12 protein-coding genes are annotated in these 13,295 nt (G+C 56.1%); 10 read left to right on the top strand and 2 right to left on the bottom strand.

The features are described from left to right. Positions 1-16: 16 nt before the first annotated feature. Together AC1V0D_RS03640 and ptsG are read left to right on the top strand one after the other, a co-directional pair. Positions 17-808, top strand: coding sequence for a metal-dependent hydrolase (locus tag AC1V0D_RS03640; protein WP_111207925.1), 792 nt, complete (start codon positions 17-19; stop codon positions 806-808). Positions 809-1,100: 292 nt separating this feature from the next. Next, complete coding sequence (ptsG, locus tag AC1V0D_RS03645) at positions 1,101-2,537, top strand: PTS glucose transporter subunit IIBC (protein ID WP_009090856.1); 1,437 nt, start codon at positions 1,101-1,103, stop codon at positions 2,535-2,537. 54 nt (positions 2,538-2,591) lie between these two features. On the opposite strand, the gene bglB is transcribed toward ptsG, so the two are convergent. Both bglB and AC1V0D_RS03655 read right to left on the bottom strand, forming a co-directional pair. Continuing rightward, complete coding sequence (gene bglB, locus AC1V0D_RS03650; protein WP_312829749.1) at positions 2,592-3,731, bottom strand: beta-galactosidase BglB; 1,140 nt, start codon at positions 3,729-3,731, stop codon at positions 2,592-2,594. After that, positions 3,728-5,329: an MFS transporter gene (locus tag AC1V0D_RS03655; RefSeq protein ID WP_167428386.1), complete on the bottom strand. Its 1,602-nt coding sequence runs from the start codon at positions 5,327-5,329 to the stop codon at positions 3,728-3,730. The genes bglB and AC1V0D_RS03655 overlap by 4 nt, the downstream gene beginning before the upstream one ends. 359 nt (positions 5,330-5,688) lie before the next feature. On the opposite strand from AC1V0D_RS03655, the gene hinT reads away from it, so the two are divergent. The 8 genes from hinT (at position 5,689) to AC1V0D_RS03695 (ending at position 13,284) form a co-directional block, all read left to right on the top strand. Further along, the gene (gene hinT / locus AC1V0D_RS03660) at positions 5,689-6,039 is read left to right on the top strand and encodes a purine nucleoside phosphoramidase (RefSeq protein WP_009090851.1); all 351 of its coding nucleotides are present in this window, start codon (positions 5,689-5,691) and stop codon (positions 6,037-6,039) included. Between the two features lie 20 nt (positions 6,040-6,059). Beyond that, complete coding sequence (locus tag AC1V0D_RS03665) at positions 6,060-6,428, top strand: YcfL family putative periplasmic lipoprotein (RefSeq protein WP_009090849.1); 369 nt, start codon at positions 6,060-6,062, stop codon at positions 6,426-6,428. A gap of 11 nt (positions 6,429-6,439) precedes the next feature. After that, the gene (lpoB, locus tag AC1V0D_RS03670) at positions 6,440-7,039 is read left to right on the top strand and encodes a penicillin-binding protein activator LpoB (RefSeq protein ID WP_482906974.1); all 600 of its coding nucleotides are present in this window, start codon (positions 6,440-6,442) and stop codon (positions 7,037-7,039) included. 16 nt (positions 7,040-7,055) lie between these two features. Further along, on the top strand, positions 7,056-7,838 hold the full coding sequence (thiK, locus tag AC1V0D_RS03675) for a thiamine kinase (protein WP_111207939.1): 783 nt from the start codon (positions 7,056-7,058) through the stop codon (positions 7,836-7,838). A gap of 39 nt (positions 7,839-7,877) precedes the next feature. Beyond that, positions 7,878-8,918: a beta-N-acetylhexosaminidase gene (nagZ, locus tag AC1V0D_RS03680; RefSeq protein WP_140028342.1), complete on the top strand. Its 1,041-nt coding sequence runs from the start codon at positions 7,878-7,880 to the stop codon at positions 8,916-8,918. Positions 8,919-8,958: 40 nt separating this feature from the next. Beyond that, positions 8,959-9,501, top strand: coding sequence for an alpha/beta hydrolase YcfP (gene ycfP / locus AC1V0D_RS03685; RefSeq protein WP_482906975.1), 543 nt, complete (start codon positions 8,959-8,961; stop codon positions 9,499-9,501). A gap of 213 nt (positions 9,502-9,714) precedes the next feature. After that, entirely contained in the window at positions 9,715-11,019 is a 1,305-nt protein-coding gene (locus AC1V0D_RS03690; protein ID WP_009090841.1) for an NAD(P)/FAD-dependent oxidoreductase, read from the top strand. Between the two features lie 546 nt (positions 11,020-11,565). Beyond that, entirely contained in the window at positions 11,566-13,284 is a 1,719-nt protein-coding gene (locus AC1V0D_RS03695) for a ShlB/FhaC/HecB family hemolysin secretion/activation protein (protein WP_482906976.1), read from the top strand. Positions 13,285-13,295 lie beyond the last annotated feature (11 nt).

Below are 13,295 nucleotides of genomic sequence, written 5' to 3' on the forward strand. Positions count from 1 at the left end.
CACTCTGAGAGTTTTTATGTTTATTGTCGATTCCCATTGCCATCTTGATGGCCTGGATTATGAAAAGAACCACCGTGACCTGGATGACGTGCTTGCCAAAGCGGCGGCGCGTGATGTGAAATTTATGCTGGCCATCGCCACCACGCTGCCGGGTTTTCATACCCTGAAGCAGCTGGTAGGGGAGCGAAAAAACATTGCGCTCTCCTGCGGCGTACATCCGCTGAATCAGGAAGAGGCGTACGATGTTGAGGAGTTTCGCCGGCTCGCTGCCGATCCCCGCGTGGTCGCGCTGGGTGAAACCGGGCTGGATTATCACTACCAGCCTGAGACGCGGGAGCAGCAGCAGCGCTCGTTCCGGGAACATATCCGAACCGGTATCGCACTGAACAAACCGATTATTGTTCACACCCGCGATGCGCGTGACGATACGCTGGCGATCCTGCGGGAAGAGCAGGTTGAGCGCTGTGGTGGCGTGCTGCACTGCTTCACAGAAGATCAGCCCACCGCGGCTAAACTGCTGGATATGGGCTTCTACATCTCCTTCTCCGGTATCGTTACCTTCCGTAATGCCGAACAGTTACGTGAGGCCGCACGCTATGTACCGCTGGACCGGATGCTGGTCGAAACCGACTCGCCGTATCTGGCCCCGGTGCCTTATCGCGGCAAAGAGAACCAGCCCGCCTATACGCGCGACGTTGCCGACTATCTGGCCGTGCTGAAAGGTGTCGATATCGAAACGCTGGCGGAGGCGACCACCCGCAACTTCTCCACGCTGTTTCATATCCCGATGAGCCAGCTGGGTGCCTGAGTCGGCCGGTTTATTTCAGTCTCTGTAATTAATCTGCAATCTTCCCGAATGACCCTGTTTTTTTGAACAGGGTCAGTTTTTTATTGCGTGTTGCAGCGCTGAATTAATCAGAAATTTCGCAAATCATGCCGCTGTAATTGTTGAAACGTGATAGCCGTCAAAGTAAAAAATCGGTAATTATTTTACCCTTCGTAATAAATCAAAAGGCGGTTACCGCCACCCCGGTAAAGAATCCTCCCTCTTTACCACGCGCACTGCGCAAATATGCACTCATACTCAGGAGCTTCACGCTATGTTCAAAAATGCTTTTGCCAACCTTCAAAAGGTCGGTAAATCGCTGATGCTGCCGGTATCGGTTCTGCCGATTGCCGGGATTTTATTAGGGGTCGGTTCAGCTAATTTCAGCTGGTTACCTGCAGTAGTTTCGCATGTGATGGCAGAAGCGGGCGGCTCGGTGTTCGCCAATATGCCGCTGATTTTTGCGATTGGTGTGGCGCTGGGCTTTACCAACAATGACGGCGTTTCCGCACTGGCCGCTGTGGTCGCGTATGGCATCATGGTGAAAACCATGGCGGTCGTGGCGCCGCTGGTTCTGCATCTGCCGGCGGCAGAGATCGAGGCTAAACACCTCGCCGACACCGGGGTGCTGGGCGGAATTATCGCCGGCTCCATCGCCGCCTATATGTTTAACCGTTTTTACCGCATCAAGCTGCCTGAGTATCTGGGCTTCTTTGCCGGTAAGCGTTTTGTGCCGATTATTTCCGGCCTGGCGGCGATTGTGCTGGGCGTGCTGCTCTCCTTCATCTGGCCACCGGTGGGTGCCGCGATTCAGGAGTTCTCGCAGTGGGCGGCCTATCAGAACCCGGTTGTGGCCTTTGGTATCTATGGCGTCGTAGAACGCGCTCTGGTGCCGTTTGGTCTGCATCACATCTGGAACGTGCCTTTCCAGATGCAGATTGGCGAGTACACCAACGCCGCAGGCCAGGTGTTCCACGGCGATATCCCACGCTACATGGCGGGTGACCCGACTGCCGGTAAACTCTCAGGCGGCTTCCTGTTCAAAATGTACGGCCTGCCGGCTGCTGCGATTGCTATCTGGCACTCCGCGAAACCTGAAAACCGTGCCAAAGTCGGCGGCATCATGATCTCTGCTGCGCTGACCTCGTTCCTGACCGGTATCACCGAACCGATTGAATTCTCATTCATGTTCGTGGCACCCATTCTGTATGTGATCCATGCGATTCTGGCGGGTCTGGCGTTCCCAATCTGCATCCTGCTGGGTATGCGTGATGGCACCAGCTTCTCACACGGTCTGATCGACTTTATCGTGCTGAGCGGCAACAGCAGCAAAATCTGGCTGTTCCCGATTATCGGTATCATCTACGGTCTGGTGTACTACACCCTGTTCCGCGTACTGATTGTTAAGCTGAACCTGAAAACGCCTGGCCGTGAAGAGAGCAGCAGCAGCGAGCAATCTTCTGCGACCGGTACAGAGATGGCTGGCAAACTGGTTGCCGCGTTTGGCGGTAAAGAGAACATCACTAACCTGGATGCCTGTATCACCCGTCTGCGCGTCAGCGTGGCCGATGTGGCGAAAGTGGATCAGTCAGAACTGAAAAACCTCGGCGCCCGCGGCGTGGTAGTGGCCGGTTCAGGTGTGCAGGCCATTTTCGGCACCAAGTCCGATAACCTGAAAACCGATATGGATGATTACATCCGCAGCATGTAACGAGACACGCTGATGAGAAAGCCCCGCACTGCGGGGCTTTTTTTTTATTACCACTCAGAGGTAAACCCGCAGATACTCGGTCAGACAGAGCAGCGCCATTGCCTGGCCGTACGGCATTGAGGTCAGGGGAATGTTGCGGTAGTCATCGAGATCGCTGCTCATCGCGGTGCCAAACGAAACCTGTTTCAGCTCGCCATCTTCATCAATGTTGGCAATCACACCGCGCAGTGCTTTTTCAGCGACCTCACGATATTCAGCGGGCAGGTAACGTTTACGGACGCCTTTCAGAATCCCATAGGCAAAGCCAGCCGTGGCAGAGGCTTCCGGATAACTGTGCGGGTCATCGAGCAGGGTGTGCCATAATCCACTGCTGTGCTGACAGGCGCTGAGTGCTCTGACCTGGCTTTCCAGCACCTGCTGCAGAAAACGGCGGGTGGCGTGATGCTCAGGCCAGTCCATCATCTCCAGAAAGTCGGGGATCACTATCGTCACCCAGCTGTTGCCACGGGCCCAGCGCGCATTCGCGAAGTGATGGCGGCCGTCAAAGTTCCAGCCGTGAAACCACAAGCCGGTCCCGCGATCCATCAGATACTGGGTATGAAGCAGGAACTGATAAACCGCTTCCTCAATCCACGCGTCGCGCTTCAGCAGCTGCCCGATTTTGGCCAGCGCCATCACGCTCATCATGAGCGTATCGTCCCAGAGTTGCTGCCTGTTTTCGCTGTTATAGACAATGTGCTGCAGGCCACCCTGTTCGGTGCGCGGCATCTCATACATGACCCATTCCGCCCAGCGCTCAAGTACCGGCTTCCAGACCGGATTACCGGTCTCCTCATAGCGATAGGCCAGAGTCAGAAAAGGACAGACCGTATTGACATTTTTGGTCGGCGTGCCTTCCGCCAGCCGCTGCGAAAACCACGTATCGATAATCGACAGCGTCTGCTCATCACCGGTCTGCTGGTAGTAGTGCAGCATCCCATAGAGACCAATGCCGTGAGTCCACTCCCAGCCTGCCCAGCCTTTGGTATCAATCACCCGGCCATCATCCAGCCGCAGCAAAAATTCGCCGGTTTCATCGGTGATGTTAATCAGATTTTGTGTCAGCTTCTCAATCAGCTGTACCAGTTCACGGCGTGGCAGCAGATACTCAGGCTGGCGCAGCAGCGGACTCTGTTTAACGGGAAAGAGCATCATGATTTATTCCTGTTTAAGGTCGGGTTTAAAGAAGGGGAGATCAGAGAGGGGGCCGGGAGTTTGCCGGGAGCGGGCTTGTTGCGATTGAGGAAGCCAATATTATTGTTACCCCACAGATTCTCATAAGGCATGCCCGCCAGCGTTTCAACGATCCTGCGCGCGTCCGGGGTGATACTTTCCGGCACGATACGGCCCGCTTCGCGCATTTTCTGCGTCTCCTGACGCAGCACAGTATGGGTCTGCAGATTCAGCCTGAAGCGCAGTGACACCATAAAACCGCAGGCCAGAACGGCGACGGTGCCGATGCTCAGAATCGCCAGGATGGTGTGGCTGACCCCGGGTAACTGCGTCGACTGACCTGAGACAAAGCCCGAGAGTTGCAGAATGATGCCAACCAGCATCACCGCCCCCGCCTGCGATGCTTTCCGCGTCAGCGTCATGATGCCGGCAAAAATCCCTTCCCGTCGCTGACCGGTGATCACCTCATCCACGTCGGCGATATAGGTGTAGGTGTTCCACGGCACATAATTGATGCCGCCACGTCCCAGCCCAGCCAGGGCAGAGACGGCGAGCAGCAGTGACATGTTGTCGTTCAGGCCGGCATACCACAATCCGGCATAGGAGAGCGCCGCCAGAGCGAACAGGAGAGCCACCATACGGTAGGCGGGCGCAGGACCAAGACGGATGCAAAGCGGGATCATCACCATCACCGCGATGAACTGCAGCACCGCCATCGTGCCCATCAGGCTTGAGGCGACCTGGGCGCTCTGCATCAGCACAAATACCACATACCAGGTAAAGACGGCGTTAAAGATATCCTGAGCGATATAGCCACCGAGATACATGCCCAGGTGCTGGCGGAAGATGCGGATGCGCAGGGTAGAAGCCAGCTCCACATAGAGCCGTTTCAGGCTCTGCCGGAGCGTCAGTTGCTGTTTTTCCAGCCCGGCCCGGCGCGACTCCGCGGAAAAATCATCAGGATGACGCTCCCAGGTAAAACACCACACCAGTGTCAGCACCAGCGCACAGATGACGGAGAAGACCAGACTGGCGTAGAAAAAGGAGAGAGGGTTATCTTTCCCCAGCCAGCCCAGCAAAAGGCCAGGCAAAAACGCTGCCAGTATGGCCGACAGCTGTGCCAGCCCGATGCGTGCACCGGAGAAGTGCGTTTTTTGGCGGAAATCGTCCGTCATTTCCGGGACCAGCGTTTCATAAGGCACCAGGATCATGGTGTAGACGATGTCAAACAGCAGATAAGTGGAGAGATACCACCAGAAACTCATGTCGCTGACCCACATCAGGCTGTAACTGAACACCGCGGGAATGCCGAGCAGGATAAAGAATTTGCGGCGGCCAAAGCGTTTACCCAGTCGGGTAGAGCCGAAGTTATCGGTGATAAACCCCATCAGCGGACTGACTATTGCATCCAGAACGCGGGCGGCGGCGAAAATCAGGGTGGCCTGAATCGGGGTCAATCCACAAAAGGTGGTGTAAAAATAGAGCAACCAGGCGGCAGTCAGTGCCGTCGTGCCGGCTCCAAGAAAATCTCCAGAACCATAGGCCAGATAGTGGCCCGGACCAATTTTACGTGAGCGCATAGCAGAGGCTCCTTGAGGTTGTATGGCGGTTAACTCTGGTGACGCCGGACATCTCAACCGGACTGGTTAGCAAAGTAGAACTGACCGGAGGGGTAAACCTTCGCGATTTGGCAAGGGATGGCGCCAGAATGGCAACCAGATGAAGAAAAGGGGGGCGAAACTCTTATTTATGAAACAGCGTTTCATTTTTATAATGAGGCGGTGGTCAGCAGGACCAGCAAAACGGCATACTGGCTAGGAAGATAGCGCGCTGCTGCAAAGGCAGGCTAACAAAACAAGAAAAGTGGCACCGAGGTTGAAAGAAAACAAATTTCTCCCTCATACTGCTTGATTACGACTCATGCTAAAGGAATTGCACCATGGCTGAAGAAACCATTTTTAGTAAAATTATCCGCCGCGAAATCCCCGCTGATGTGGTTTATCAGGATGAGCTGGTCACTGCCTTCCGCGACATTTCGCCCAAAGCCCCGACCCATATCCTGATCGTGCCGAATGTACTGATCCCGACGGTTAACGAGGCGGAAGCGGCGCATGAGCATGCGCTGGGCCGCATGTTCACCACCGCGGCGAAAATCGCCCGTCAGGAAGGCATCGATCAGAATGGTTATCGGCTGATTGTGAACTGCAATCAACATGGGGGTCAGGAGGTTTATCATATTCACATGCATCTGCTGGGTGGCGAACCGCTGGGCCCGATGCTTTCAAACTGAACTGACAACGGAAACGTGCTATGCGATCCTGGCTGACTGGCCTGCCGATCCTGCTCTGCCTGACGGCCTGTAGCAGTGATAAACCGATGATCAATACCTCGCAATCGCTGGTGATGGAGTCCTCTGTGCTGTCGGCAGGGATCATCACCGATGAGCCGACGCTGGATGAGAACGATGGACTGAAACGCGCCACCAGCGTGCTCTATAATCAGCGCGAAACCCCGGTCATTGTGCACTATCGTTACTACTGGTATGACGACAAGGGGCTGGAAATCACCCCGCAGGAACCGGCGCAGACCGTCACCGTTCCGGCACAGGGGAGCATTGTCGCCACATCGCAACTGGGTAACCTGACTGCCAGCAAGGTTCGTCTCTATCTCTATCTTTAAGGATTTTCGACGTGATACGCAGTATTAATCGTACCGGAGCGCTCCTGATGGCGCTCATTCTCACCGGCTGTGTCGTGAAGCAGCAGCAGCCCGCCACGGTTGAACCGACCCAGCCTTCTGAGCCGGTGCAGCCCGTTCCGCAACCTGAACCGGTGCCGCAACCGCAGCCACAGCCGGTGCCGCAGCCACCGAAGCTGGTGACGATCAACTGGGACGCCAGCGTTCAGCCGCTGGTGGCGCAGATGCTGCAGGCGACCAGCGCCGAGCCAGGCAGCGTGCTGCTGGTGGATCGGATTAAAAACAGCACCAACGGATCGCTGCAAAGCGAGAAAGCCACAGCGGCGATCCAGAATGCGCTGAACAACAACGGCAAATTCACTCTGGTTTCAGCCGATCAACTGGCACAGGCCAAGCAGGCGCTGGGTTTGTCACCGGATGACAGCCTGAACTCGCGCAGTAAAGCGATTGGCCTGGCACGCAATGTTAACGCGCAGTATGTGCTTTACAGCAATGCACGCGGCGAAGTGAAAGCGCCGACCCTGCAGATGCAGCTGATGCTGGTGCAGACCGGCGAAATCATCTGGTCTGGCAACGGCATTGCACAGCATTGATTCCGCATTTTCGCGGATGATTCATCAGGTCACCGGCGAGCCAGAGAGGACGACATCGCTTCCGCTCGCCGGGCTGACCGGGCACAGTCAGAAAATCGTCAGCCCGCGTGGTCTCTTTATCGCGCGGGCGGCACCTCAGCCGCCGATTCCCTTTGTTGACCGGCAGCGTGAGTTTCGTCTGTTACGAAAACTGCGCGCCAGCGGAGTGGCCCCTCAGCCCGTTGCAGGCCACCGGCAGGGGAATGTGCTGAGCTGGTGTCCTGGCGAGGCGCTGGATGAACAGCGCTTCAGCCAGCAGCGTCCGCAGATTGTCACTCTGCTGCAACAGCTGCACCAGCAGCCGCTGACCGGCTACCGCCTGTCGCTGCTGCCGCTGCTCTGGCGGTACTGGCAACAGGTTCCTCAGCGCAATCATCGCTGGCTGCGGGCGCTCCGGCGGCTGACGCAGCAGGGCGAACCTCAGCCGCTGAGGCTGGCACCGCTGCACATGGACGTGCATGCCGGGAATATTATCCAGGGTGAGACAGGGCTGCATCTGATTGACTGGGAATATGCCGCGGATGGTGATGTGGCGCTGGAGCTGGCCGCACTCTGCGCCAGCGATCCGCAAAACCAGGCCGACTGGCTGGCCGACTATGCTGCGGCAATGCGGCTGCCGCCTGATGCCCTGGTAAAGCAGGTCAGACGCTGGCAGCCCTGGCTGCGGTTACTGATAGCCAGCTGGTATCAGCTCCGTGCCGCTCAGTGTGACGATGAAGCACTACAACAGATGGCTCGACAGAGCTGGCAACAGATTTAATCGCGTCACGCAGAGGCGTAACGCTACAGGATTCAGGTTATGAAATCACATTTACCCGGCCCACTGATGCTCGACGTTGAGGGTTATGAACTGGATGGCGAAGAGCGCGACATCCTGCAGCATCCGCTGGTCGGCGGTTTGATATTATTTGCCCGCAATTATCACGATCCCGCTCAGCTGGCCGAGCTGGTGCGCCAGATTCGCGCCGCCTCGCACACCCGGCTGGTGGTTGCGGTGGATCAGGAGGGGGGGCGCGTGCAGCGATTCCGCGACGGCTTCACCCAGCTGCCCGCCATGCAATCTTTTGCCGCCCTTCACGACGCTGAGCGCGCCGGTGAGATGGCACAGCAGGCAGGATGGCAGATGGCGGCAGAAATGATCGCGATGGACATCGACATCAGCTTCGCGCCGGTGCTTGATGTGGGTCATATCAGCGCCGCGATTGGCGACCGCGCTTTCCATGACGATCCGGCTATCGCGCTTGCCGTCGCCCGTCGTTTTATCGCCGGGATGCATGAGGCGGGCATGAAAACCACCGGGAAACATTTTCCGGGGCATGGTGCGGTCAGTGCCGATTCGCACAAAGAGACCCCGCGCGATCCGCGCGATGAAAAAACGCTGCGTGAACATGACATGGCGATCTTCAGCCAGCTGATAACCGAGCAGGCGCTGGATGCCATTATGCCCGCGCATGTCATCTACACCGACGTGGACCCGCTGCCTGCCAGTGGTTCGCCTTACTGGCTGAAAACCGTCCTGCGCGAGCAGCTGGGCTTCAGCGGGGTGATTTTCTCCGACGATCTCTCGATGGAGGGCGCCGCGGTCATGGGCAGCTATCCTGAGCGGGCACAGCAGTCTCTCTCTGCCGGTTGCGACATGATTCTGGTCTGTAATCAGCGTCAGGGGGCTATCAGTGTGCTCGATAACCTGATCCCGGTCGGGTCAGAGCGGGTAACGCAGCTGTATCATCAGGGCAGATTGACCCGCGATGCGCTGCAGGCAACGTCTCGCTGGAAAGAGAATGCCCGGCAACTGAGTGCACTTCAGGAACGCTGGCTGGCTCATAAAGCGTCGTGGTAAGGAGGGATTGCCCGGCGCTATCGATACCTTGAGGATTAACATGATCATCTATCTGCACGGTTTTGATTCAAACAGTCCAGGCAATCACGAAAAAGTGCTGCAACTGCAGTTTATCGACCCTGACGTCAGGTTGATCAGTTACAGCACCCGCCATCCTAAACATGACATGCAGTTTCTGCTGAAAGAGACGGACAAAATGCTGACCCTGTCTGACGATGACCGTCCGCTGATTTGCGGTGTCGGGCTGGGCGGCTACTGGTCAGAACGCATCGGATTTTTATGTGGCATCCGGCAGGCGATCTTCAACCCTAACCTGTTTCCGCAGGAGAACATGGAGGGGAAGATCGACCGGCCAGAGGAGTATCAGGATATCGCCACGAAATGCGTCAGTGACTTTCGCGAGCGTAACCGCGATCGCTGCCTGACTTTTCTTTCCCGTCAGGATGAGGCGCTGGATACGCAGCGCATCGCCAGTGAGCTGCATCCCTTTTATCAGATTGTCTGGGACGAAACGGAAGGGCACAAATTCAAAAATATATCCCCACACCTTCAGCGGATAAAAGCCTTTAAAACAGTAGGTTAAGCAGAGCAGGCACCGCAGGGTGCCTGTTTTCATTGCGTAATTCTCTGAGTTTTATTCGTCTTCTTTGATGTATATCAATATTCTTATGTCCTCCTCTTCCTGCCATGCTATTCTGCCAGCAGATTGCGATTTTTAACTTCGCCAACCCTATGTTTATTAAGGTTTAATTTAACCTTCAGTTAACTTCTGGTTCACAATTTGAGGGGGTCTTTGTTGACTACATCTGTTAAGAAAATTGTTATCGTCGGCGGGGGAGCAGGCGGCCTGGAAATGGCGACGCAGCTGGGCCATAAACTGGGCCGTAAAAAGAAGGCCGAGATTATTCTGGTCGATCGCAACCACAGTCATTTGTGGAAGCCGCTGCTGCATGAAGTGGCGACCGGCTCGATGGACGAAGGCATTGATGCACTGAGCTATCTGGCCCATGCCCGCAATCACGGTTTCGAGTTCCAGCTGGGATCGCTCACCGATATTGATCGCAGCCGTAAAGTGATCCGCCTGGCCGAAGTGCTTGATGCGCACGGTGAAGTGCTGGTGCCACAGCGCGAAGTGGCCTATGACCAGCTGGTTATGGCGCTGGGCAGCACCTCCAATGACTTCGGCACGCCTGGCGTGAAAGATCACTGTATCTTCCTGGATAACCCGCATCAGGCGCGTCGTTTCCATAATGAGATGCTCAACCTGTTTCTGAAGTTCTCTGCCAGCGAAGGTAAGGTCGAGAAAGTGAATATCGCCATTGTTGGCGGCGGTGCAACGGGCGTTGAGCTCTCAGCCGAACTGCACAACGCGGTGAAACAGCTGCACAGCTACGGATTTAAAGGTCTGGGACGCGAAGCGCTGAACGTGACGCTGGTTGAAGCGGGCGAGCGCATTCTGCCTGCGCTGCCACCGCGCATCTCTGCCGCCGCCCATCAGGAGCTGACCAAGCTGGGCGTGCGGGTGCTGACACAGACCATGGTGACCAGTGCCGAGCGCAACGGTCTTAACACCAAAGGCGGTGAGTTTATCGAAGCCGATCTGATGGTCTGGGCGGCGGGCATCAAAGCACCAGACTTCCTGAAAGAGATTGGCGGACTGGAAACGAACCGTATCAATCAGCTGGTGGTGAAAGAGACGCTGCAGACCACGCTGGATGATGACATCTATGCGATTGGCGACTGCGCCTCCTGCGCCCTGCCGGGTGGCGGATTTGTCCCGCCGCGTGCTCAGTCGGCGCACCAGATGGCTTCACGCGCGATGGAAAATATCCTGGCGCAGCGTCACGGTAAACCGCTGAAAGCCTATGTCTATAAAGATCATGGCTCGCTGGTATCGCTTTCCCGCTTCAGTACCGTCGGCAGCCTGATGGGCAACCTGATGCGCGGGTCCATGATGGTGGAAGGGCGCATTGCGCGCTTTGTCTACATCTCTCTCTATCGTATGCACCAGATCGCACTGCACGGCTACTTTAAAACCGGCCTGATGATGCTGGTCGGCAGCATCAACCGGGTGATCCGCCCGCGGCTTAAGCTGCACTAAGCAACCGCACTTAATCTGGTAAAGGCTGAGCCTCCTCATTTAAGAGGGGGCTTTTTTATTCCCTGAAAAGAGGCTGAGACCGATGCCGACAGCGGAAATAGACCTTCATCTCGCCAGCATTCATAAATTGATTAACACGGCTTAATGAATTTCCTGTGACGATCGCAGGCTGACAGGGAGGGGGGCTGTATTTGCGTGCCACTTTAAAAAAGAGGTTAGTCCGGTTGGTCAGATTAAATCGTGAACCTTTTTTTCCAGCGGGGCCGCAATCCATTTAGTCGTAACGTCCGGGGCGCAGACTTCATCCAGCTTATTGTGTCGACGATTTAACACGAGCTGATGCGTGGCTGAACAGGCCTCTGTCCCTGCTATAAGCAGATTGGTGATAAGGGATGGTACGTTTTTAAAGGGGCGCGCAGCTTGCTATTGTAAGTTTTATGTAAGTTTTTCTACATTTTTTCTTGAGGTTTTTGATATCGGCGGCATAATGTGCGACGAAAAAGTATTCATGTACATTTTGTAACATCTTAACCACATGGACAGGTTATGCGGCCCGATAAAAATGGATTTCTCACCGTGCTGGCACTTCTGCCCGGCGCGCTGTTGATCAATGCTCTGACAATGAATACGGTGCAGGCGGCACCCGGTGATGAGCAGTTGCAGCATCAGCAGGAGCAACAAAAAGCGCGTCAGCAGCGGCTGATGCCGCAGGTGCCTGATGTGCGTCTCTCCGAAACGGTTCCGTCACCATCCCATCTGAAGTTTCCGCGGGAAACACCCTGTTTTGTTATTCAGCAGGTCAGTCTTTCTGGCCAGGAAGCGCTGCCGCACTGGGTGCCTCTGCAGCGTCTCGCCAGTCAGGCGAATGGTCACTGTCTGGGCGTAAAAGGGATTAGCCAGTTAATGGGCACGCTGCAAAACCGGCTGATTAATCACGGCTGGGTCACTACGCGTGTGCTGGCACCGCAGCAGGATCTGCGTCAGGGCGTTCTGCACCTGCTAATCGTACCTGGCAAAATTCGCAATGTGGAATTGTCACCTTCCTCATCCCGCTACGTCAGCCTGTGGCCTGCATTACCCGCCCATGCCGGCAATCTGCTGGATCTGCGGGATATTGAGCAGGGACTGGAAAATCTGCAACGTCTGCCGACGGTAGAGGCGCACATGGCGCTGCGCCCTGGTCTCAATCCAGGTGAAAGTGACATTGTGATTGAACGCACGCAGCGTCGTTTCTGGCGACTCGGCGCATGGCTGGATGACTCCGGCACCGAAAGTACCGGGCGTTACCAGAGCGGGATCATGCTGGCGCTGGATAATCCCACCTCCCTCAGCGATCTCTTCTACCTGACCGCCAGCCGCGATCTGGGATTTGCGGGCAGAAAAAGCAGCAAAAGCCTGTCGGGACACTACTCAGTAGCTGTGGGCTACTGGCTGTTTGGCCTTACCGCCAGCGACTACGACTATCATCAGACGGTTGCCGGTTACAGCCGCGATTTTCTCTACGCCGGTAAGAGCCGATCGCTGGATGTTCAGGCCAGTCGGGTGATCTACCGCAATGCAACCGCCAGAACCAGCGTCAGCGCTGATGTGCTGGTCAAAGCGTCACGCAACTTCATCAACGACACCGAAATTACCAGCCAGCAGCGTCGTACCAGCGCATGGCGACTCGGCCTGTCGCACCGGCACTATATCGGCCCCGCCACGCTGGACGCCGGTGTCAGTTATCAGCGCGGCACGCGCTGGTTCGGCGCGCTGCCCGCCTGGGAGGAGTCGTATCAGGATTCCACTTATGCCACCGCGCTATCAAAAATTCTGACCTGGCAGGCGGGACTTACCACGCCGTTCACGCTGGGCAATCAGCATTTAAGTTACAACATCCAATATCGTCGCCAGATGAGCAACACCCCGCTGACAGCACAGGATGAGTTTGCAATTGGCAACCGCTGGACCGTGCGTGGTTTTGATGGTGAGCGCACTCTTAGCGCAAGTCGCGGCTGGACTGTTCAGAACACGCTCGCCTGGCAGACACCGCTGCCTGCGCAGGAACTCTACCTGGGTGCCGACTATGGCGAGGTAGGGGGCAATAGTGCCTCACAGGGTGGGCCCCTGGGACGTCATCTGGCGGGTGGCGTCATTGGGCTGCGCGGCGGCATCACGCCCGTCGGTGTCAGTTACGACTTATTTGCCGGAATGCCTCTATCGAAACCGGACGGTTTCAAAACCGATCCTGTGACGTTTGGTTTCAGCGTGAACTGGAACTACTGAATCCTTTATCA

Source organism: Pantoea sp. PA1 (assembly GCF_056856975.1).